Below are 20,484 nucleotides of genomic sequence, written 5' to 3'. Positions count from 1 at the left end.
CGGCTTCTGCCGTGAGCCTCGTTGCCGTGCGGACTCGTGCGCCTGCCTCTGCCGCACCGCTGCGGGGGCTGCGGGCCCAGGTGATCAGCGCAACAAAGGACTGCGTGATGATGCTCACCCAGCCATCGTGCCCGACAGTCCACAACCATGATCGGCCTGAGAAGGCCTAGTCGAGAGCCCTCCGAAAGTCGAAAGTGTTCCACTGTTCAGGTCGCATGTAGATCGCTACGTTGTCGGTCGCGGACTCCTCCGTCGCGTTCACGTAGTCGGTGGCGGCGGTGTCGCCCATGTAGCGCGCAGCCATGTCGAAACGCTCTTGCTTCGAGGTCGGTCTGATCTCGGTCACCGGACCTTCCACCGACACATACCGGTAGTCCTCGACTTCGGCCACCTGCGCGCACAACGCGAACCGGCCTGCCTCTTTGATGAGCCGGGTCTTGCGCGCGCCGGGGGAAGTGATCACCTTGACCAACTCGCCCGGCTGATACTCGTACCAGATCGGGGTGGTCAGGGGGGCGCGTTCCGGCTCGGCCGTAACGCTCAGGATTCCGACATACGGTTCCGCGAGGAAGGCTTCTCGTTCCGCTCGGGTCATCGGGCGCATAACCGACACATTAGCCACCCCCGAGCGTGCTCGCCGCCTCATCCGCGGTTCCTCAAGCGCGTCAGCGGGTCCGGAGGCCGACCGCCAGTGTCAGTTCGAGGATCCGGTGCGGTGAGGTGAGGTCCGGGAACAGGTCCCGGAGTTGCGACATGCGGTACCGGACGGTCTGGGGATGGACGAACAGCGCCGTCGCGACCTCCTCCCGCCTGCCTTGGTGCAGCAGCCATGCCCGCAACGTCTCTTCCAGCCGCCGCGCGGTCGCGGCGGGCAGGGTCTGCAACGGTGCGAGGGCTCGGGTACGCAGGTCCGCGAGTGCGTCCGCGTCGGCGCTGAGCACCAGTTCGGGGAGGTGGTCCTCGGTGTCGCGGATGTCGGAGGAGAGGGAGCGCGCGCGTACGGCTCGTGCGTACGAGGCGGACGCGCGGGTCCACGGCCGGGTCGGGCCGACCACGGCGGTGCGACCGGTCAGCTGGCGCAGGAGGCGTGGTCGGTCGGCATCGGGGACGAGCAGCACGCCGGTGGCGTCCGGCAGGTCGTCGAGGACGAGGGTGCCCGGGTCGAGTGCGCGGTAGGCGGGTCGGACCTGGGCAGCGGGCAGGAGGACCACGGTCAGTGAAGCCGGTGGCTGCCACCCGGCCCGTTGGGCGGAGGCCAGTAGCACGTCCGGGCTCGCGTCGGCGAGGAGGTCGCGGGCCAGCTGTTCCAGGTGGCGCTCGTGGGCCCGGCCCCGGGCGGCCAGTTCGTCGGCGTGGCCCGCGGCGCTCGCGGCGGAGAGCTCGTCGATGTAGGCGAACGTCAGCTCGGCGAACTTGGCGACCTCGGCGGCGGGCAGGCCCGCGGGTACGGCGCCCGCTGCCAGGCATCGCCAGGCCACGCGGGCGCCGACGCGGTAGGCGCTGAGCAGGGCGTCCATCGAACGGCCGTCCCGGACCTCGCCGCGGCCCAGCTCGTAGGCCGCGTCACCGGCGCCGCCGCCCGTGGCGTTCCCGCTCGCGAGGTCCAGGTAGTGCCCCAGGGCGGTGCGGACGGCTCCGCGGATGGCGCCGCCCATGCGGCCCGAAAGGGCGCCCGCGTAGGGGGGAACCTCGTCGATGATCGCCTGGACGACCTCGTCGGCGGTGGTCCTCAGTACGGCCCGGAGTGCGGTGACCGTGGTCTCGTCGAGGGTCAGTTCGCCAGCCTTCCGGATTGCATCGCTCATCTTCGTTCCCTGCCCTGCTCCCTGTTTTGTTCTCTGCGAACAACTCAGTCCACGGAATTCACATCCTGCGGTCAGGATTTTACGCCTAGAGGCGCAGCAAGCTGGAGTCATGAGGAGTGCGGCCCTCAGCAGGAGGGCGTGGAAGCTGCTGGAGATGGTCACGACGCCGCTGTTGCCGTCGGACTACCTCGACCTGGCCAGCCCGCTGCGCGCGGGTGCCGACCTGCGTGGGCGCATCGAGGCCGTGCGTCCCGAGACGGGTGACGCCGCGACCGTCGTGATCAGGCCGGGGCGGGGCTGGCGCGGCCACACGGCCGGTCAGTACGTGCGCGTCGGGGTCGATGTCGACGGGGTGCGTCTGTGGCGTAGTTACTCCATCACCTCGCCGGCCGGCCGCCGCGACGGCCGCGTCACGATCACCGTGAAGGCGATCCCGGGCGGCAAGGTCAGCAATCACCTGGTCCGCAGGGTGAAACCGGGGACGCTGATCCAGCTGGAGCAGGCGGCGGGGGACTTCGTACTGCCGCAGGCCATGCCCGCCAAGGTGCTCTACCTGACGGCCGGCAGCGGCATCACGCCGGTGATGGGCATGCTGCGCGACACCGGGTTCGACGACGCCGTCATGGTCCACTCCGCGCCACGTCCGCACGACGTGATCTTCCGCAGAGAACTGCACGGCCTGGTCGCGCAGAAGAGGCTGCGGCTCACCGAGGTGCACACCGACACCGACGGCAGGCTCGACCTCGCCCGTCTCGACGAGCTCGTGCCCGACTGGACCGAGCGCGAGACCTGGGCCTGCGGGCCTGCGGGCCTGCTCGACGCCGCTGAGAAGCAGTGGGCCGAGCACGGCGTCCGCGAGCGCCTGCACATCGAACGCTTCCGTCCCAGCATCGTCGTCACCGGCGATGGCGGCGGCGAGGTCACGTTCAGTACCACCGGCAAGACCGTCGACGCGGACGGTGCCACGCCGTTGCTGGACGTCGGCGAGGAGGCCGGCGTGCTGATGCCCTCCGGGTGCCGTATGGGTATCTGCTTCGGCTGCGTCACACCGCTCAAGGCGGGCGCCGTCCGTGATCTGCGTACTGGCGAGATCACCGAGGCCGAGCCGGGTGTCCTCATCCAGACCTGCGTGTCCGCTGCGGCGGGCCCCTGCGACATCGAACGGTAGGAGCATCTTGACCGCCATCGACCCCACCGCCCACCTGACCGCAGAGCAGATCGAGGAGCTCGGCCGCGAGCTGGACGCGATCCGTGACGAGGTGATCGCCGACCGCGGCGAGAAGGACGCCGCCTACATCCGCAAGGTGATCTCGGCGCAGCGCAAGCTGGAGCTGGTCAGCAGGGGTGTGCTGCTGTTCTCGTTCTTCCCGCCCGCGTGGGTGATCGGCACCGCGGGGCTGTCCGTGGCGAAGATCATGGACAACATGGAGATCGGCCACAACGTCCTGCACGGCCAGTGGGACTGGATGCGGGACCCGAAGATCCACTCCACCACCTGGGAGTGGGATCACGTCTCGCCGTCCGAGCAGTGGAAGCACTCGCACAACGAGCTGCACCACACGTACACCAACGTGATCGGCAAGGACAACGACCTCGGCTACGGCATCATGCGCGTCGACGAGGATCAGCGGTGGCACCCGTTCCACCTCGGCCAGCCGCTGTGGAACTTCATCAACGCCTGTTTCTTCGAGTACGGCATCGCGGCGTACGACCTGGAGCTCGGCAAGAACCTGCGTAAGGGCCGCCGTAACAACCCGGAGTTCCGCGCGCGGGCCAGGGCCGTGGGGCGCAAGATCCGCAAGCAGGTACTCAAGGACTATGTGGTTCACCCGCTGTTGTCGGGTCCGTCGTTCCTCACCACGCTCGCCGCCACGTTCACCGCGAACCTGGTGCGCAACGTCTGGTCCCACTCGGTGATCATGTGCGGGCACTTCCCCGAGGGGGTGCAGGTCTTCGAGCGGCGGTCGATCACGGGCGAGACCCGTGGCCAGTGGTACCTGCGGCAGATGATGGGCTCGGCGAACATCAGCGGCAGCAAGGCCATGCACTTCATGACCGGCAACCTCTCCCATCAGATCGAGCACCACCTCTTCCCGGACCTGCCGAGCAACCGGTACGCCGAGGTCGCGGTGAAGGTGCGCGCGCTGTTCGAGAAGTACGAGCTGGAGTACGTCACCGGGCCGCTGCCCAAGCAGGTGTTCTCCGCGTGGCGCAAGGTCGTCCGGCTCTCGCTGCCGAACAAGAAGCCCGGGACCAGGACGCCGGATCGCGAGCAGGAGCTCGTCGCCGCCTGACGGTGAGTGGCTGCGTAGCTCTCAACGAGAGTCGTTTGTCGATGAGTTCGGATGTCATCAGGTGCGCGGGGTGAGGGGTCAGGTGGGGATGATCTGGATTTCGCGGAAGCCGTGGATGAGGAAGGAGGGGACGTGGTCGAGGGGTTGGTCGGGGGTGAGGGTCAGGTGGGGGAAGCGGGTGAAGAGGGCCGGTAGGGCGGTGAGGGCTTCGGCGCGGGCGAGGGGGGCGCCGAGGCAGTGGTGGGGGCCGTGGCCGAAGGCCATGTGGCGGATGGGGGTGGGGCGGGTGATGTCGAAGCGGTCGGCGGTCGGGCCGTGGTGGGCTGGGTCCCAGGCGAAGTAGCCGAAGGCGGCGACGATCGCTTCGCCGGCGCGTATGGTGACGCCGCCTGCCGTGAGGTCCTCGGTGGCGAACCGCAGGGGGCTGAGGGGGGCGGCGGGGGCATAGCGCAGGGTCTCCTCCACGACGGTCTCCCACGGCACGTGGCCGTCGCGGACCAGGGCGAGTTGGTCGGGGTTGCGCAGCAGGGCCACGACCGCGTTGCCGATGAGGTGGACGGTCGTTTCCAGGCCGGCTCCGAGGACGAGGACCATGGTGTCGATGATCTCGTCGTCGGTGAGGGTGTCGTCGCCGTCCTGTGCCTGGAGGAGGGCGGTGGTGAGGTCGGTGCCGGGGTGGGCGCGTTTGTGGGTGAGGACCTCGGCGAAGGCCGCTCGGCAGGCGGCGAACGCGGTGGCGCCGTCCTGGGAGTCGGGGGCGGTGAGGGCGATGTCGGCGAAGTGCTTGACCGCGGCGGCGCCTTCACCGTGCACGTCGAACATCTCGCAGATCACGCCGAGCGGCAGGGGTCCGGTGAAGGCGGCGCGCAGGTCGGTGGTCCGGCCGGGCGGGTGTGCGGCGAGGCGGTCGAGGAGGCCGGTGACGAGGCGGTCGAGGGACGGTTGCAGGGCTTTGACGCGGCGGGCGGTGAAGGCGGGGGCGACGAGTTTGCGGAGCCTGGTGTGGTCGGGGCCGTGGGCCCAGAACATGTTGTCGGCGAGCAGCCCGTACATCCAGTGGGCGTCGGGGTTCGCGGCGAGCCAGCCGCTCTTGAGGGCGTCCCAGTGGCGGCGTGCGTCGCGGCTGACTCGGGGGTCGGTGAGCAGGGGTTCCAGGACGCGCTGGGAGGTGGGCATCCAGGCGCGGACGCCGCCGAGGAGTTCGACGGCGGCGATGTCTCCGAGTTCGCGTAAGCGGGCTGCCTGTCCGGGCAGGTCGATGCCGTGGGGGTCGAGGGGGACGGGGTGGGGGTGGTCGTCAAGGCGTCCGGTGGTCATGGGGCCTCTTCTCGGTGGGCGGGTCCGGGTACCGGCCACGAGGGGTGCGCCGGGACGGCGCGGTCTGGGTGCGCGCGCCTCGGCGGCCTCTCGTCCGGCCATGGCTACCCGTGACCGGCCCTCGTGGCACCCGATGGGCCGTGGCCTCTCGCGGGTTCTGTGCCTGTGGCCGGAGTTGTGCTCTTCAGGGCAGGGTGCGGGTGAGCCAGACGAGGTCGCCGCGGTCGTCCGTCGAGACGTGGTGGCGTTCGAAGGCGAGCTTCTCCAGGACCCGGAACGACGGGGTGTTCCAGGGGCGTACGGTCGACCAGAGGCGGGTGCGGCCGGTCGTGGACGCGGCGTCGAGGACTGCCGTGGCGGCCTCGGTCGCGTAGCCCTGTCCGTGGGCGTGGCGGAAGAGTTCGTAGGCGATCTCGGGTTCCTCGGCGCTGGCGCGGCCGACGGTGAGTCCGCAGTAGCCGATGAAGTCGCCGGTGTCGCGGCGGACTGCGGCCATCAGGGCGATGCCTGTCCGGGCCGTGGCGGTGCGCTGGTCCTCGATCATCCGCCGGTTGTCTTCGACGGACGGCAGGCCGTCGCCCCGTTCGGCGACGAGGAGGCGATGGGCGGCGATGTCGGAGTCGGTCCACGGCCGCAACGTGAGGCGGGCGGTGTTCAGGTGGAGGGGCATCGGCGCGTAGGGCACGGCAGCACTTTAGCGGCGTGTTGTCCGCGTACCCGGGTGGGGGCCGAGGCTGTCCCTGGGCGCGGACCGGGCGCGGCGCTCCGCTCCGGGTCGGTGCCGGAAAGGCTGTCGGCGGTGGATGACGTACGCACGCGTCCGCCCGGAGTCTGTTCAGGTCGTGTCGGGGCGGGTTCGGCGGGCGTAGGCGCGGGCTGCTCGGGCTCGGTCGCCGCAGCGGGTGGAGCACCAGTGGCGGCGGCCGTGGCGCAGGAGGTAGCGGGTGCAGGGGGTGGAGGCGCAGGCGGTGAGGCGGTCGGCGTCCGGGGAGGTGAGGAGGTCGGCGGCGTCGGCGGCGAGGGTGGCGAGGGCGTGGTCGACGAGGGCCGTGGTGGGGTGGGGGGTGGTGCGGTAGGGGCCGGTTTGCTCGTCCCACTGGAGGAGGGGGGCTGTGGGGACGCGGGTCATGGCGTCGTTGATGGCGGCGACGGCTGCGGGGAGGGCGGGGAGGGCGGCGACGCGGGAGGCGAAGAGGGTTCTGATCTGTTCGCGCAGGGCGCGGAGTTGGGCCGTGCACGTCTCGCCGAGGTCGACGTCGTCGGGGGCGAGGGTGTGGTCGACGAGCCAGCGGTTGGCGTCCTGCGGGGTGCCGAGGAGGTCGACGACGTGTCCGCCGGGCAGGGCGAGGGTGCTGTTGGCGAGGGCGAGGGCTCGGTGGCGCTCCTCCCCGGGCGCGGGCGGGATCAGGGGATCTTCCACGGCGTTCATGTTACGTCCCGTGATTCTCATGGACCAGCTTGTCTTCATCCGTGAGATCTGCCTACGATCCTCTCACGGTTCAACTCAGAACATCCGTGAGGAGATTCGTCGTGTCCTTCCCTGTCCGCGTCCTCGGTGGCCCCACAGCGCTCTTCGAGTACGGCGGCCTGCGCTTCCTGACCGATCCGACCTTCGACGCGCCCGGCGACTACCCCGTACCGGGCGGCAAGCTCACCAAGACCGCCCCGGCCGCCGCCGCCCCGGGCGACCTCGGGCCCATCGACGTCGTCCTGCTCTCGCACGACGAGCACGCCGACAACCTCGACGTCTCCGGCCGCGCCCTCCTCGCGGACGTACCGCTGACCCTGACCACCCCCGGCGGCGGGCAGCGGCTCGGCGGGAACGCGCGGGGGCTCGCCGACTGGGAGGCCGTGGAGCTGGAGCGTCCCGGCGGGGGCACGCTCACCGTCACCGGGGTCCCCGCGATCCACGGCCCCGGCGAGCGGGCGGACGTCGAGCCGTTCACGGGGCAGGTCGTCGGGTTCGTGCTGACCGGCGAGGGGCTGCCGACGGTGTACGTCAGCGGCGACAACGCGTCCCTGGACGCCGTGCGGGAGATCGCCGGGCGGTTCGCTCCCGTGGACACGGCCGTCCTGTTCGCCGGCGCTCCGCGTGTCCCCCGGCTGTTCGACGGCGCGCTGCTCGTCCTCGACAGCGCGGGGGCCGTGGAGGCGACGCGGCTGCTGGACGCGCGGCGGGTCGTGCCGGTCCACTGCGACAGCTGGACCCATTTCACCGAGGGGCGTGCGGAACTGGTGGCCGCGTTCACCGGTGCCGGGCTGGCGGACCGGCTCGACGTCGGCTGACCGCGTCCCACGATCGGGTGGTCCGGGGCGCACTTTCGAGGGGTTCGCGGCCCCGTGCGGCCTGCGCGGCGCCCGCGGGCCCCGATGATCCTTGCCGGGTCGCGCCGCGCGGCCCCGGAAGGATGACGATGGACAACACACGACGTTCGGTTCTCGGCGCCGTCCTGGCCGCCCCGCTGCTGGCGCAGTTCGCGGGGGCGGCGGACGCCGGCGCGGCGGACGGGTCGCTCGGTACGGTCTCGGACGGCTGGGCGGAGGTCAGGTGGACGCCGCTGGGCGAGGCGCTGCTGGGCCGGTTCCAGGCGACGGTGGCGGCGGTCGAGCCCGCGGCGATGGACGCCAAGGGAGGTGCGATCCGGTTCCCGGTGCTCTCCGGGAGCGGTGACCCGTCCCTGCTGAACCCGGCGAAGGCGCACGGCGACGGGCGGCTGGCCGGGGGCGTGGAGGTGCGCACGCCCGAGGGCACGGTCCGGGTGACGGAGCTCCAGGGCTTCCTCCAGGACGGGGTGGCGTGGGGCAAGTGCGTCGTCAACGGCCTGGACGTCGGCCATCGGGCGACGGTGCGGCCGGGGCTCGACAAGGGCGTCCTCCAGACGGAGACCGTGCCGCTGGGGTCGCCGATGAAGGTCAGGGTGGCGGAGGTGCCGCTGCGGCCGACGCCCGAACTGCTGGAGACGTTCGCGACCACGTTCGCCACCGACGAGATCACCGCGGAGTCGGTGCTGGCGTATGTGACCGCTGAGGCGGTGTACACGCCGCCGAAGAAGGCGTGAGCGCCCGGCCGCCGAAGCGGCGTTCGCGTTCCGTGTAGGCGGTGACCGCGTCCCTGAGCCGGGTGAGGTCGAAGTCCGGCCAGGGCGTGGGGTCGAAGACGAGTTCCGCGTAGGCGAGGTGCCAGGGCAGGAAGTTGCTGATCCGCTGCTCCCCGGAGGTGCGGATCAGCAGGTCGACGTCGGGGAGTCCGGGCACGTACAGGTGGCGGGCGAGGTCGTCGGGGGTGATGTCCTCGGGGCGCAGGGTGCCGGCGGCGGCTTCGGCGGCCAGGGCGCGGGCGGCTGCGGTGAGTTCCTCCCGGCCGCCGTAGTCGACGCACAGGGTGAGGGTGAGGACGTCGTTGGCGTGCGTCATGTTCTCGACGAGGGCGATGGCGGAGGCGAGGGAGGTGTCGATGCGGTCGCGGCGTCCGCACCAGCGGACCTGGACGCCGAGGCCGTGCAGGGTGCGGGCGCCCCGGGAGATCCAGTCGGCGAAGGCGCCGAAGATCGCGGCGGTCTCCTCCTGGGTGCGGTTCCAGTTCTCGGTGGAGAAGGCGTAGAGGCTGAGGTGGCGGATGCCGAGCCGCAGGGCGGAGTTGACCAGGCGCATGGCGGCGCGGGAGCCGGCGTGGTGGCCCTGGCGGACGGGGACGGCGTGGGCCTCGGCCCAGCGCCGGTTGCCGTCCATGATGACGGCGACGTGGGCGGGGCGCTGACCCGGCCAGGGGGGCCGGGGGCTGGTCTCGCCGGTGAGCTGGTCGACGCCGGAGGTGAGGACGCGGGAGCGCAGGAGGGTGACCTCGTCGTGGTGGAGCTGGACGCCGAGGAGGAGGGAGTGCAGGAAGGGGCGGTAGGGCTCGGCCACGGCCCAGGTGGCGGGGACGGCTTCGGCCAGCAGGGTGCGCCAGTGGGCGAGCTGGAGGTCGATGAACGCGTCGAGGGGTTCACGGGGGCCGTCCGCGGTGAGGTCGTCGACGGTGAGGCCGAGGGCGCGCAGGTCCTCGCGGGGCCAGTAGCAGCGGCCCTGGGCGAGGTCGTCGGGGAGGTCCTCGTACAGGTCGGCGAGTTTGCAGGCGTCGAAGAGGGTCGCGATCAGGCGGGCGCTCTCGGGGCCGCGCGGCTCCAGGAGAGGGGTCCAGAGTTCGCCGACGACTCCGGTGATGCCGCGCAGGAAGCGGCGCTGGTCCGCGAACGTCTCGAAGGCGGGCGGGGCCGCGCAGTCGGCGGCGACGGTCGCCAGGTGCTCCTCGACGAGGGCGTGGTCGAGTCCCCGGCGGTGCACGGTGTCGATCAGGGCGCGGCGCTGGGGGTGTTCGCTGCGGCCGGTGCGCAGTTCGGCGAGGGTGTCGGCCCGCCACTGGGCGAACCGTGCCCGGCGGCTTTCGGGCGGTCCTTCGTCGGCGATGCGGTCGGTGGTGACGGTCCAGCCGTGGATCGCGTGCATGAACGGCCGGATCTCGGCGGGCAGGAGATCGGTCACGGTCCACAACGCGGGCAGGTGGTCGCGTACTTCGGCCTCGCACGCCTCGTACGACTCGCGCAGCTCGTCCATGTCGTCCCTCGTCCTTCTCGTGTCGTCGTCAGCCCTAACGACCCACTCCCCCATCGGTCGCTCCCGCCTCTGGACGAGTCCGCGGGGTGCCTCCTACAGTGCACAGCAAGCGCTTTCTTGACCTGTTCATGCCTTTGTCGCCGCTATGGATCAGGAGTGCCTCGTGCCGGACGGACCCCTGTGGACCCGCAAGTCGTTCCTGCTCGGCATGGCGGCGGCCGGTGCCGCCCCGCTGCTCCCGACGGCGGCCGGGGCGTCGCCCGCGCGCCCGGCCTTCCCGCTGGTCACCGACGGGAAGGCCACCGACCTCTACGTGGACCCGGCGGAGCATCCGGCGGTGATCCGCGCGGCCGGCGATCTCGCGGCCGACATCGAGCGGGTCAGCGGGGTGCGGCCCCGGCTCCTGCACGCCCGGCCCGAGCGCGCCGAGCACCTGGTCGTCATCACCACCTCGGCGGCGCAGGGCCGTTGGGAAGCCTCGGTGACCCGCGTCGTCGAGCGCCCCTTCCCCGGCGTGGACCGCGCCCTGACCATCACCGGCAGCGACCGGCGCGGCACGATCTACGGCATCTACGACACGTCCGAGCGCATCGGCGTCTCCCCCTGGCACTGGTGGGCCGACGTCCCGGTCGTCCGCCGCGACACGGTGACCGTCCCCGCGCGGACCTTCGAACGGCGCGAGCCCAGCGTCCGCTACCGCGGCGTCTTCATCAACGACGAGCAGAACCTGACCACGTGGTCACACCGCACCCAGGAGCCGGACAAGAACATCGGCCCCCGCACCTACGAGCGGATCTTCGAGCTGCTGCTGCGCCTCAAGGCCAACTACCTGTGGCCCGCGATGCATCCGTACTCGGACTTCTTCAACAAGTACGCCGAGAACCCGGAGTTGGCCGACCGGTACGGCATCGTCGTCGGGTCCAGCCATCCGGAAGCCATGCTGCGCAACGGAGTTCACGAGTGGGACCCGTGGGCGGCGGAGCACCGCAACGCGGACGGGAGCCTGCCGGTGTACGACTACACCGTCAACCCGGCGGTGATCTCGGACTACTGGCGTGCCCGGGCGCGGCAGAACGCGCGCTACGAGAGCAGTTGGACGCTGGGGATGCGCGGGCTGCACGACTCGGCGCTGGAGACGCGGGGCGCGACCACGATCCCGGAGAAAGTCGCAGTGATGAACGGCATCATCGCCGACCAGCGGCGCATCCTCGCCGAGGAGGTCGGGGCAGGGGCCGAGCCGCAGATCTTCATCCCGTACAAGGAGGTGCTGGACCTCTACAACGCGGGTGTCCAGGTGCCCGACGACGTCACCCTGATCTGGCCGGACGACAACCACGGCAACATGCGCCAGCTCCCCGACGACGCCGAGCGGGCCCGCAGCGGCGGGAACGGGATCTACTACCACCTGTCCTACTGGGGGCGGCCCCGCAGCTACCTCTGGCTCGACACCACGCAACTCGCCAAGGTGTGGCGGGAGTTGCGGCGCGTGCACGAGCACGGGGTGGACCGCATGTGGATCTTCAACGTGGGGGACCTCAAGTCCATCGAGACGGGGCTGTCCTTCTGCCTGGACCTGGCCTGGGACGTGGACGGCCCGGGGCCCGAGGAGTTCCTCGCGCGCTGGTACGGGCGGCAGTTCGGGCGGGAGCACGCGCCGGAGCTGACCGCGATCCGTACGGAGTACTACCGTCTCGCGGCCGAGCGGCGGCCGGAGTTCATCGACCGGGACGTGCTGTCGACCGTGCACCACGGGGACGAGGCGGGGCGGCGGATGGACGCGTACGCGGCTCTCCTCGACCGGGTCCGCGCGCTGGGGGCGAGGCTTCCCGAGGTCTACCGGGACGCCTACTTCGAACTGGTCGAATACCCGGTCCACGGGGCCTATTTGATGAACCTGAAGTACTACTGGGCCGACCGCAACGCGCTCGCCGTGCGGCAGGGGCGCGGGGCCGGGGTGAACCGGTACGCGGATCTCGCGGAGGCCGCGCACGCCGAGGAACAGGCGATCACGCGGCGGTACAACACGCAGGTGGCGGGCGGGAAATGGGACGGGATCGTCAATCCGTACCCGTCGCAGATCCCGAAGGCTCCGGGGCGGCCGACTGTCACGCGGGTCGCCCGGCAGGAGACGTCGGGGCTGGGGGTGGCCGCCGAGGGCAACGACGTCGGGGCCGCCTCGCCGCTGTCGTTCGACTCCTGCGACCGGGGGCGGCGGTTCGTCGATGTGTTCAACACCGGGTTCCTGCCGGTGGACTGGGTGGCGGAGGCGAGTGAGCCGTGGGTGCGGGTGAGTGCTTCCGGCGGCACGCTCACCGACCAGACGCGGGTCTGGGTGGACATCGACTGGGGGCGGGTGCCGGAGGGCACCCACACGCCGGGTGTCTCCTTCACGGGCGCGGGGCGGAGCGTCGCCGTCGCGCTGCGGGTGGTCAACTCCCCTGTGCCGGTGCGGGGGTTCGTCGAGGCGCACGGGTACGTGTCCATCGAGGCGGCCCACTTCGACCGGCAGGTTCCCCGCGGGAGCGCGCGGTGGCGGACGGTACGGGGGCTGGGGCGGCGTAGCGGAGCTGTGGAGGCCGTGCCGTCGACGGCCGCCTCGGTGACGGAGGAGTTCGGTACGCGCTCGCCCGAGCTGCGGTACCGGGTGCACTTCAGGTCGGCCGGGACGTTTCCGGTGACCGTCTTCCGGCTGCCCTCCCTCGACGAGCGCGGGAAGCGGCGGTTGGCCGTCGCGCTGGACGATCAGGCGCCGGTCGTGCTGTCGGGGCAGGCCGTCGCCACCGGGAACCGGGGGGACGCGTGGGCGCGGAACGTGGAGGAGGGGGTCGAGAAGCTGACCGGGACGGTCGTCGTCGGGGCGCCGGGGGAACACACGCTGCGGCTGTTCATGGTGGACGCGGCGATCGCCGTGGATCAGATCGTCATCGGTACGGCGGGGGCGGTGCCCGGGTATCTGGCGCCGCCCGAGAGCCGGCGGTCCGGGGTGCGCGCATGACCGATCCGCTGTCGCGCCGTCCGGCGACCGCCGCCGACGTACCGGTGGTCCATCGTCTGATCGCCGCGTGCGAGGAGAGTCTCCACTGTCGGGTGACGACCGGTGCGGACCGGGTCGCGCTCGGGGAGCCCGGTTCGCAGGCGGTGGTCGTGCTGGATCCGCGGGGGAGGCGGCCGGTTGGGGGTGGGTGCGGGCCACGGGCGACGTGCATCCCCGGTATCGGGGGCGGGGGCTCGGAAGGTCGCTGCTGGCCTGGGCGGAGGAGCGGGCCACGGGCGACCGGCTCGCACAGAGCGTCCCGCACAGCGACCTCGCCGCGATCACGCTGCTGGAGTCGCGGGGGTACGTCCCGCTCGTCACCGAGTGGCTGCTGAAGATCGCGACGGACCAGGAGCCCGAGGTGCCGGCGCCTTTGGCCGGGGTCACGGTCCGGGCGTTTCGGGCCGGGGACGAGCGGGCGGCGTACCAGGTGACCGAGGACGCGTTCGACGAGTGGCAGCAGCGGCGGATGCCGTACGAGGAGCGGGTGCGGCACACGGTCGGGCGGGAGTCGTTCGTGGCCGGGGCGTCGCCGGGGGCGAGCCGGTCGGGGTGGCGCTCTCCTCGGACGGTGCCGAGGGGCGGGTGCAGCGGGTCGCGGTGCGGCGGGACCATCGGGGGCGCGGCATCGCCCGCCTGCTCCTGCTGGAGGCGTTCGGGGCCTTCCATCGGCGGGGCAGGCGGGCGTGCACGCTGTGGACGCACTCGGACACGGAGGCGCTGGCGTTGTACGAGCGCGTCGGGATGACGGTGCGGCGCAGTTCGACGGTCTACAGCAGGGTGCCGGCCGTCACGCGGTGACCGGCTCCGGTTCCCGCTCCGGGGTGGTGTGGCTGCGGGTCAGGCCCTTGCGGTCGTAGGCCCGGGTGCCGAGGAAGCCCGCGGCCAGGCCGAGGACGAGGGCGACCGACGAGGCGGTCACCGCGCGGCCGAGGCCGCCGTCCCAGGTGGCGCCGTAGTAGAGGACCGAGCGGACGCCGAGGTACGCCTGGTGGACGGGTTCGAAGCCGGAGAGGAAGCGGATGAACGGCGGGAGCGCCTCCAGCGGGGTGGTGCCGCCGGAGCTGGGGACGGCGAGGACGACGAACAGCAGGAGGCTGACGATCATGCCGAGCCCGCCGAGCAGGGCGAGGATCGCCTGGGCGACCACGGCGACGGCGGCGATCACGAGGACGCCGAGCAGCCACAGCTGCCACGGGTGGTCCAGCGGCATGCCGAGCCAGGCCGCGATGCCGAGGTAGGCGGTGCTGACGACGACGGCGAGGCCGCCCATGAGCGCCCACTTGACGAGGAGCGTGTTCAGGCGGCTGCGGCCGGAGTTGGCGGCCATGCGGTAGACCGGGCCCCATTCGAGGGGGATGAAGCCGAGCTGCGCGTCGACGAGGTTGGCGACGATGACGGAGCCGGTGAATCCGGCGAGGACCAGCAGCAGGGCGTAGTAGAAGGCGGAGAGGCCGTTGCCGGTGCCGCTGGGGACGGGCTCGTACGGGGTGGTGTGGACGTCCAGCGGGGTGGCGAGGACGAGGCGGGCGATGCCGGGGGCCTTCGGGGCGGCGGCGAGGAGCTGCTTGCCGACGGTCTCGTTGACGCCCGCGAGGGCCTTGGTGGCGTAGGCGTTGACGATGGAGACGCTGGAGGTGTTCGCCAACGGGTTGGTGTAGACGGCGACTTGGGGCCGCTGCACGTCGGCGCCGGGGCCGCTCAGCGCGCCGAGCCGCTGGGTGAGGTCGGCGGGCAGGACGATCGCCCCGTACAGCTTGCCCTCGCCCATCTGCTCGCGGGCTTCGGTGAGGGTGAGGGTGCGCAGGTCGAACTTGTCGGGGTCGGTGTTCTTGCGCAGGCCCTCGGTGATCTTGGCGCCGGTGTCGCCGCGGTCGGCGTTGACGACGGCGACGGGGAAGCCGTCGAGGTGGTCGGCGGAGTTGACCGTGCTGCCCAGGTACAGCGACGCGAGGGCCGCCATGATCACGGTGACGAGGACGGCGGGGGTCAGCCAGAGCCCCGGACCCGGCCTGGTGGGGGCTGCCGCGTCGTCGTTGTCGTGCGTCACTGCACCGATTCCCTTCGGGTGACCATTTTGGTTACTAGGTGACCAGAATGGTAACTTGAGGCCATGAAGTCAAATGTGAAGCCCACGAGCGAGGAGATCGACCGCGCACTGATCGACGTCGCGGCCTTCGTGTTCGCCCAGCACGGGTTCGCGCAGGGGACGGTCCAGGCGATCGCGGACGCCGCCGGCTACTCCAAGGCCGCCGTCCTCAAGCGGTTCGGCTCCAAGGAGCGCATCCAGGACGCCGTGGTCGCGCAGGCCGGGCAGGACGCCTCGACGCTGGCGGGCATCGGCGCGGCGGTTCCCGTCGGGGCCGGGCGGGACGCCGTCCTCGTCGAGGCGCTGGTGGAGATGCTCGGGGAGCGGCCCGGGATGGGGGCACTCGTCGTGGGGGCGTTCTGGCTGACACGGGAGCCGGAGGTGCTGGAGCGGCTTTCGGGGGCGCAGCGCACGCTGATGGAGGCGTTCGACCCGGGCGTGTGGGAGGACGAGGAGCGGCGGGTGCGGGTGGTGGCCGCGATCGGGGCGGTGACGGCGGCGATGATGGCGCGGCGCCACGAGAACCACCCCGACCGGACGGACGTGATCGTGGCGGCGGGGCTGGGGGCGCTGAGCGGGGGTGCGGGGTTGTGAAGGTGACGACCAGGGCAACGTGACGCCCGGGTCCGATCCGATGCGGCAGCCTCCGAGGCGGTGGGGACGGCCGGGCGTAAGGGGGCGTTGCGGCCTCAGGCCGTCGCGGGCGTGCGGGCGGTGTACCGGATGGGGCGCGGGATCAGTCTCCGGTTCGGCCTGTCACGTATGTCTCCAGGTGGGCCAGGGACGAGGCGATGGCGGTCTCGTGGTCCGGCCGGCTGATGCCTGAGGGTACGTCCGTGGCGGTGACTGTGACGCGGGTGCCTTCGGGGGTGGGGGTGAGGTCCCAGGTCATGGTCATGGTGCCCGCGTACGACGGGTCGTCGGAGGTGAACACGGCCTGTTGGACGATCTGTTCGGGTGGGAGGAGGGAGGTGAAGGCGATGTCGACGACGTCGGTGCCGTCCGAGGTCTTGCCGGGGGCGTGGGTGGGGTCGAGGTAGGTGAGGGTCATGCGGAAGCCGCCGCCGGGGCGGGGGTCCCAGTGTTCGACGTGTCCTCGCATACCGGCGGGCGGGAGCCAGGTTTCGAGGGCGGCGGGGTCGACGAGGGCGGCGTAGACGGTTGCCGGCGGGGCCGGGATGAGCCGGGCGGAGCGGTCGGTCCTGGGCATGGGGGCATCGTAGTGCGGTGGGTTCCGGCCGGATGCGGGCCGTGCGGTCGGGGAATTCAGGTCGGTCGTGTCGCTGGACGCCCTGGCCGGGACCCGTCGGCACATCAGAGTGCGCCGACCGCCCTCAGCGTTCCGTACCCCACCGCCGTGACCAGGACCGTGGACAGCGCCCCCAGCAGCAGTCCCCGTCTCCCCGTCCGCAGCAGGGCGCCGAGCCGTACGCCGCTGCCCAGGGCGAAGAGGGCGGCGGTGAACAGGAGGGTGGTGGTGGTCCTGGCCGAGGCCAGGACGGCGGGCGGGACGGTGCCGGTGGTGCGGAGCAGCATGGTCGCCAGGAACCCGGCGACGAACAGGGGGACGAGTGGGGGGCGGTGGCCCGGGGTGGAGGTGCGGCGGCGGTGCAGGGCGCCGGCGCCGGCGACCATCGGCGCCAGGAGGACGACCCGGGTCAGCTTGACGACGACGGCGACCGCGACGGCGCCGGGGCCCGCCGGGGAGGCCGCCGCGACGACCTGGGCGACCTCGTGGACGGAGATCCCCGCCCAGGTGCCGAGGTGTTCGGGGCTCAGGGCGAGCGCCTGGCCGAGGTAGGGCAGGAAGGCGATGGCGGCGCTGCCGTAGAGCGTCACGAGTGTGACGGCCGTGGCGACCTCCTCCTTGTCCGTGTCGGTGACGCTGTCCATCGCGGCGATCGCGGAGGCGCCGCAGATCGAGAAGCCGGTCGCGACCATGAGGGTGAGGCCGGGCGGGAGGCTCAGGAGCCGGCCGAGGAGGAGGGTGCCGGCGAAGGTGACGAGGACGGTGGCGACGACGGCCGCGACCGTGCCGGCGCCGAGGCCGAGGACCTCCCCGAGCCCGAGCTGGAGTCCGAGGAGGACGACGCCGAGGCGCAGGCACGTGCGCGCCGCCCGGTTCAGGCCGGCCCGGGTCTCCTCGGGAAGCATCCCGCCGACGGCGGCCCCGAGCACGACCGCCGCCGTGAGCGCGCTCAACGCCGGTACCAGCGAGGCGAGTTGGAACGCCACGGCCGTACCGGCCGCCGCGACGAGGAGTCCCGGTGTCAGGGCTCGGGCCTGGACGGCCTGTCCTGTTGTGCTCATGGACCGATCGTCGGCGGGGTGCGGGCGCCGCGGTAGCCGTCATTTCGCGTGCAGGTCATCAACGCGGTTGATGGGTCGGCTCGCGTCGACCGCGCCGCGCCCCGGGGGTGCCGGGCCGCGGCGCGCCGGGTCACCAGGTACCCGTGAGGGCTCAGTAGGTGCCCGTGAGGGTGATGGCGAGGTCGGTGATGTTCAGCGGGAACTGGCCGATCGGCGTGACGCTGGCGCTGAGGACGTCGACGCTGTAGAGCGTCGGGGTGCTCGCGCCGTACGGCGTCAGGGAGGCGAAGGCCGCGTTGGCGGTCGTCCTGCCGTTGGTCAGGGTGCTGAACATGTCGAAGCCGGCGTCGAGGTTCGCGTCGAAGCCGAGGAGGCCGGTCGCGACGAGGTTCCCGGCGTTGGGGGGCGACTGGATGACGATCTGGTCGTTCAGGGTGTCGATGTCGACGAGGGTGGTGCCGGTGGAGCCGACGAGGTCGTTGTTGGTGTACGCGGCGGCGGTCACGCCGAGCGCGTTCGTGGTCGAGGGCGGGATGTTCAGCATGCTGTCGGCGACGGTCGTGTGGTCGTTGAGGTTGTGGCGCAGGTTCTGGCCGTTGTTGCTGAGGACCCTCAGCCGGTCGGCGGCGGGGTTGAAGTCGATGTCGAACACCGTGCCGTACAGCGCGATCTGGAGCTGCGAGACCTTGGTGACGACGACGTCGGGGGTGGCCGGCGGGGTCTTGATGGTGTAGATGCCGCCCTTGTCGCCGAGGCCGTACATCAGGCCGTTCTGCGGCCGGTGGTCGATGCCGACGAGCTTGGTGTCGCCGCTGAGTCCGGTGACGACGCGGACCCAGTCGAGGACCTGGGGCCGGTCGGTGGTGAAGGTGGCCATCAGAGTGCCGTCGCCGGTGATCCCGAAGGCCCGCAGGCTCGGTACGGCGGCTGCGCTGGCGGCCGTGCCGGGCGCGCTGGAGGCGGGTGCGCCGGCCATCAGGGCGGCGGCCACGGACAGGGCGGCGACCAGCGTCGCGGCTCTCTTTCCGGTTCTCATCCTCGTGTTCCTCCCGTTCGAGTGGTCTGGTGCTGTGTCAGGTACGAAAAGGAGGGCGCCCTCGCGGTCCCATTAAGCGCGCGGGCCTGCCCGCGGGCAACCGGTAACAGCGACAACGATGCCCCGTCCGGGGAACTTTGCGCCCCCTGACAAACCCACGGCCTCCACACCCTTCACACCTTCACCCTGACTGATAAACACAGGTCCGGTTTTCTCCTATGAGCCTCCCCCGCACCGGTGACATGCTCGCGCCATGGGAGGTCTCTTCATCGAACTGGCCCGGCAGGCGCCGGCCAACGCCCGTCGCGAGGTCGAGGCGTACACCCGTGAGTTCCCGGAGTTCGCCTCCCTCGACTCCGACCCCCGGGCGAAGGCCCAGGCCCTGGAGTACGCCGTGTGGTTCAGGCGCCGCACGATCGAACTCGCCCCGGACAACGGCGTGTTGACCGACAGCGACCTCGACTACATCGCGTCGATGGGCGAGTTGCGGGCCGGTGCCGGGATGTCCCTCGCGTCGCGGCAGGGGGTGCTGCGCGTGCACGCGGAGCTGATGCTGCGCGAGATCGACGAGGCGACGCGGGCCCGCAGCGACGGGAGCCTCGACGAACTCATGGGCGTCATGGGCTGGTTCGCCCCGCAGGGCGAGCGCGGCATCGACGCCTACTGCCGGGGGTTCGTGACGGCGCTGCGCCGGCGGATGCCGTACGTCGCCCAGGTCGCCCTGCTCACCAAGGCGTTGCTGGACGAGGACCCGGTGGCGAAGGAGCTGGCGCGGGTCGCCGGGGTCGAACTGGCCGACGCCTACGAGGTGTCGGTGGTCCGGGTGCCGGACCGGCCCGGCGACGAGCGGGACCTGGACGCGGAGGTCGAGGCCCTCGCGCAGGCGCACCGGGTGCCGCTGTGGTGGCGCCCCGCCGCGGCGGGCCGGGGCGGCGAGCTGATCGCGCTGACTCCCGAGGGGCATGACATCGCCGTCCTGGTACGGGACTTCGCCGAGGCGCTGGGGCACCCCTGCGCGGCCGGCACCGCCGACGGGCCGGTGCTCGCCGACGCCCTCGACCGGGCCCGGCACATCAGCCGTACGGCGCCCCTGCACCGGGCGCCGGCCCGGCTGCGCCCCCGCACCCTCGCGGACGTCTTCGTCGAACTCGCGGTCGCCGACGCCCCGTTCACCGACGCGTGGCTGCGGCAGGTGGCCCGGCTCCTCGCGCCCGGGCCCGACCTGCTCCTGACGCTCGACGCGTACTACCACTGCGACATGAACCGCGCCCTCACCGCGACCACTCTCAACGTCCACCCCCGCACCCTGGACTACCGTCTGCGCCGGGTCCGCGACCTCACGGGCCTGGACCCGGCGTCGACGCGGGGTGTGCGGGTGCTGAGCACGGTGGTGACGCGGGATCTGTCGGGGGCGTGGAGCTGAGGGTGCCTGGGCCGCCAGGCCTCAGCGTCTCGGTCCCGCCAGGGCGTACGCCGTGACCCCGGTGGCCGTGAGGGTCAGCGCGGTCCAGGCGGCTGCCGTCGAGTCGGGCGGCAGCAGGGGCCAGGACACGATCCGGGCCGCCGTGCTCGTCGGGGGCGGGGCGACGAACGCGAGGGCGAGCCAGGCGAAGGGGAGGGTCCAGGCGTGGTGGGCGCCGTGCAGGGCGGCGCCCAGGGCCGCGAGGCCCATCAGGCCCGCGCTGTCGCGGGCGACCAGGGCGGCGGATGTGCCCGTCCCCAGCAGGGCCGCTGCCAGGAGTGCGGCGGCCAGCAGGACGTGGGCGGCTCTGCGGGTCGTCCAGCGGATCGCGGCGGTGCGGTCGAGGGCGGGGTCCTGGCCGCCGAGGCCGATGGAGGCGGCCATCGCGCCCGCCGCGAGGGCGAGGGCCGGCAGGCGTGGGTCGCCGGTGCCGCCGCGGGTGGCCGCCCAGGCCAGGACCGTACCGGTCAGCACCACGGCGAGCGTCGCGGGGACGTGGCGGGAGCGGGCGTACAGCGTCAGCCATCTCATCGGCCCGCCCCCT

Annotated in this window: 19 protein-coding genes and 1 pseudogene; 9 read left to right on the top strand and 11 right to left on the bottom strand. The window is 72.1% G+C overall.

The features are described from left to right. Positions 1 to 166 precede the first annotated feature (166 nt). Positions 167 to 604 (bottom strand): pyridoxamine 5'-phosphate oxidase family protein, encoded by a 438-nt coding sequence (locus PV682_RS31270; protein WP_319735131.1) that lies wholly within the window; start codon positions 602 to 604, stop codon positions 167 to 169. A gap of 61 nt (positions 605 to 665) precedes the next feature. Next, complete coding sequence (locus PV682_RS31265; RefSeq protein ID WP_319735130.1) at positions 666 to 1,805, bottom strand: PucR family transcriptional regulator; 1,140 nt, start codon at positions 1,803 to 1,805, stop codon at positions 666 to 668. Between the two features lie 109 nt (positions 1,806 to 1,914). Between PV682_RS31265 and PV682_RS31260 the strand changes: the two genes are divergently transcribed. Together PV682_RS31260 and PV682_RS31255 are read left to right on the top strand one after the other, a co-directional pair. Continuing rightward, positions 1,915 to 2,973 (top strand): ferredoxin reductase, encoded by a 1,059-nt coding sequence (locus tag PV682_RS31260; protein ID WP_319735129.1) that lies wholly within the window; start codon positions 1,915 to 1,917, stop codon positions 2,971 to 2,973. A gap of 7 nt (positions 2,974 to 2,980) precedes the next feature. Beyond that, a complete protein-coding gene (locus PV682_RS31255; protein ID WP_319735128.1) occupies positions 2,981 to 4,099 on the top strand; it encodes a fatty acid desaturase family protein in 1,119 nt (372 codons plus the stop codon). 78 nt (positions 4,100 to 4,177) lie between these two features. Here the strand turns inward: PV682_RS31255 and PV682_RS31250 are convergent, their stop codons facing one another. The 3 genes from PV682_RS31250 to PV682_RS31240 form a co-directional block, all read right to left on the bottom strand. Continuing rightward, positions 4,178 to 5,416 (bottom strand): cytochrome P450 family protein, encoded by a 1,239-nt coding sequence (locus PV682_RS31250; protein WP_319735127.1) that lies wholly within the window; start codon positions 5,414 to 5,416, stop codon positions 4,178 to 4,180. Positions 5,417 to 5,600: 184 nt separating this feature from the next. Further along, a complete protein-coding gene (locus PV682_RS31245) occupies positions 5,601 to 6,086 on the bottom strand; it encodes a GNAT family N-acetyltransferase (protein WP_319735139.1) in 486 nt (161 codons plus the stop codon). Between the two features lie 165 nt (positions 6,087 to 6,251). Next, a complete protein-coding gene (locus PV682_RS31240; protein ID WP_319735126.1) occupies positions 6,252 to 6,845 on the bottom strand; it encodes a CGNR zinc finger domain-containing protein in 594 nt (197 codons plus the stop codon). Between the two features lie 101 nt (positions 6,846 to 6,946). Here PV682_RS31240 and PV682_RS31235 point away from each other — a divergent pair, with 101 nt between their 5' ends. After that, positions 6,947 to 7,702, top strand: coding sequence for an MBL fold metallo-hydrolase (locus PV682_RS31235; protein WP_319735125.1), 756 nt, complete (start codon positions 6,947 to 6,949; stop codon positions 7,700 to 7,702). 128 nt (positions 7,703 to 7,830) lie between these two features. Then, positions 7,831 to 8,475 carry a hypothetical protein gene (locus PV682_RS31230; RefSeq protein ID WP_319735124.1) on the top strand — a complete coding sequence of 215 codons (645 nt, stop codon included), beginning with the start codon at positions 7,831 to 7,833 and terminating at the stop codon, positions 8,473 to 8,475. Here PV682_RS31230 and uppS read toward each other — a convergent pair. Then, a complete protein-coding gene (gene uppS, locus PV682_RS31225) occupies positions 8,408 to 10,009 on the bottom strand; it encodes a polyprenyl diphosphate synthase (RefSeq protein WP_319735123.1) in 1,602 nt (533 codons plus the stop codon). The genes PV682_RS31230 and uppS overlap by 68 nt on opposite strands. 208 nt (positions 10,010 to 10,217) lie before the next feature. Here uppS and PV682_RS31220 point away from each other — a divergent pair, with 208 nt between their 5' ends. From PV682_RS31220 to PV682_RS31210, 3 genes and pseudogenes are all read left to right on the top strand, one after another. Then, a complete protein-coding gene (locus PV682_RS31220; protein WP_319735138.1) occupies positions 10,218 to 13,004 on the top strand; it encodes a glycosyl hydrolase 115 family protein in 2,787 nt (928 codons plus the stop codon). A 67-nt stretch (positions 13,005 to 13,071) separates the two neighbouring features. Beyond that, positions 13,072 to 13,290: pseudogene (locus tag PV682_RS31215) on the top strand (GNAT family N-acetyltransferase); the annotation flags it as partial. 206 nt (positions 13,291 to 13,496) lie between these two features. Further along, positions 13,497 to 13,844, top strand: a complete 348-nt coding sequence (locus tag PV682_RS31210; RefSeq protein ID WP_319735122.1) for a GNAT family N-acetyltransferase — start codon at positions 13,497 to 13,499, stop codon at positions 13,842 to 13,844. Here the strand turns inward: PV682_RS31210 and PV682_RS31205 are convergent. Next, positions 13,834 to 15,093 carry a YhgE/Pip domain-containing protein gene (locus tag PV682_RS31205; protein WP_319735121.1) on the bottom strand — a complete coding sequence of 420 codons (1,260 nt, stop codon included), beginning with the start codon at positions 15,091 to 15,093 and terminating at the stop codon, positions 13,834 to 13,836. The genes PV682_RS31210 and PV682_RS31205 overlap by 11 nt on opposite strands. Positions 15,094 to 15,156: 63 nt before the next feature. On the opposite strand from PV682_RS31205, the gene PV682_RS31200 reads away from it, so the two are divergent. Continuing rightward, positions 15,157 to 15,726, top strand: coding sequence for a TetR/AcrR family transcriptional regulator (locus tag PV682_RS31200; protein ID WP_319735120.1), 570 nt, complete (start codon positions 15,157 to 15,159; stop codon positions 15,724 to 15,726). A gap of 142 nt (positions 15,727 to 15,868) precedes the next feature. Here PV682_RS31200 and PV682_RS31195 read toward each other — a convergent pair whose 3' ends face one another. The 3 genes from PV682_RS31195 to PV682_RS31185 form a co-directional block, all read right to left on the bottom strand. Then, a complete protein-coding gene (locus PV682_RS31195) occupies positions 15,869 to 16,342 on the bottom strand; it encodes an SRPBCC family protein (RefSeq protein ID WP_319735119.1) in 474 nt (157 codons plus the stop codon). A gap of 104 nt (positions 16,343 to 16,446) precedes the next feature. Next, on the bottom strand, positions 16,447 to 17,442 hold the full coding sequence (locus tag PV682_RS31190) for a YeiH family protein (RefSeq protein WP_319735118.1): 996 nt from the start codon (positions 17,440 to 17,442) through the stop codon (positions 16,447 to 16,449). 151 nt (positions 17,443 to 17,593) lie between these two features. Next, the gene (locus PV682_RS31185) at positions 17,594 to 18,478 is read right to left on the bottom strand and encodes a DUF4394 domain-containing protein (protein WP_319735117.1); all 885 of its coding nucleotides are present in this window, start codon (positions 18,476 to 18,478) and stop codon (positions 17,594 to 17,596) included. A 253-nt stretch (positions 18,479 to 18,731) separates the two neighbouring features. Here PV682_RS31185 and PV682_RS31180 point away from each other — a divergent pair, with 253 nt between their 5' ends. Next, the gene (locus PV682_RS31180) at positions 18,732 to 19,901 is read left to right on the top strand and encodes a PucR family transcriptional regulator (protein ID WP_319735116.1); all 1,170 of its coding nucleotides are present in this window, start codon (positions 18,732 to 18,734) and stop codon (positions 19,899 to 19,901) included. Positions 19,902 to 19,922: 21 nt separating this feature from the next. Here the strand turns inward: PV682_RS31180 and PV682_RS31175 are convergent, their stop codons facing one another. Further along, positions 19,923 to 20,471, bottom strand: coding sequence for a hypothetical protein (locus PV682_RS31175; RefSeq protein ID WP_319735115.1), 549 nt, complete (start codon positions 20,469 to 20,471; stop codon positions 19,923 to 19,925). Positions 20,472 to 20,484 lie beyond the last annotated feature (13 nt).

The sequence above is a fragment of the Streptomyces niveiscabiei genome (assembly GCF_033794345.1).
In the GTDB taxonomy this organism is placed as follows: Bacteria; Actinomycetota; Actinomycetes; order Streptomycetales; family Streptomycetaceae; genus Streptomyces; species Streptomyces niveiscabiei.
This window is presented reverse-complemented; position numbering and strand designations above follow the sequence as displayed.

Bases quoted from the DNA above. Each gene is read 5' to 3' on its own strand.
- PV682_RS31270 (WP_319735131.1), bottom strand. From the start codon at position 604: ATGCGCCCGATGACCCGAGCGGAACGAGAAGCCTTCCTCGCGGAACCG.
- PV682_RS31265 (WP_319735130.1), bottom strand. From the start codon at position 1,805: ATGAGCGATGCAATCCGGAAGGCTGGCGAACTGACCCTCGACGAGACC.
- PV682_RS31260 (WP_319735129.1), top strand. From the start codon at position 1,915: ATGAGGAGTGCGGCCCTCAGCAGGAGGGCGTGGAAGCTGCTGGAGATG.
- PV682_RS31250 (WP_319735127.1), bottom strand. From the start codon at position 5,416: ATGACCACCGGACGCCTTGACGACCACCCCCACCCCGTCCCCCTCGAC.
- PV682_RS31245 (WP_319735139.1), bottom strand. From the start codon at position 6,086: ATGCCCCTCCACCTGAACACCGCCCGCCTCACGTTGCGGCCGTGGACC.
- PV682_RS31240 (WP_319735126.1), bottom strand. From the start codon at position 6,845: ATGAACGCCGTGGAAGATCCCCTGATCCCGCCCGCGCCCGGGGAGGAG.
- PV682_RS31230 (WP_319735124.1), top strand. From the start codon at position 7,831: ATGGACAACACACGACGTTCGGTTCTCGGCGCCGTCCTGGCCGCCCCG.
- uppS (WP_319735123.1), bottom strand. From the start codon at position 10,009: ATGGACGAGCTGCGCGAGTCGTACGAGGCGTGCGAGGCCGAAGTACGC.
- PV682_RS31220 (WP_319735138.1), top strand. From the start codon at position 10,218: ATGGCGGCGGCCGGTGCCGCCCCGCTGCTCCCGACGGCGGCCGGGGCG.
- PV682_RS31200 (WP_319735120.1), top strand. From the start codon at position 15,157: ATGAAGTCAAATGTGAAGCCCACGAGCGAGGAGATCGACCGCGCACTG.
- PV682_RS31195 (WP_319735119.1), bottom strand. From the start codon at position 16,342: ATGCCCAGGACCGACCGCTCCGCCCGGCTCATCCCGGCCCCGCCGGCA.
- PV682_RS31190 (WP_319735118.1), bottom strand. From the start codon at position 17,442: ATGAGCACAACAGGACAGGCCGTCCAGGCCCGAGCCCTGACACCGGGA.
- PV682_RS31185 (WP_319735117.1), bottom strand. From the start codon at position 18,478: ATGAGAACCGGAAAGAGAGCCGCGACGCTGGTCGCCGCCCTGTCCGTG.
- PV682_RS31180 (WP_319735116.1), top strand. From the start codon at position 18,732: ATGGGAGGTCTCTTCATCGAACTGGCCCGGCAGGCGCCGGCCAACGCC.
- PV682_RS31175 (WP_319735115.1), bottom strand. From the start codon at position 20,471: ATGAGATGGCTGACGCTGTACGCCCGCTCCCGCCACGTCCCCGCGACG.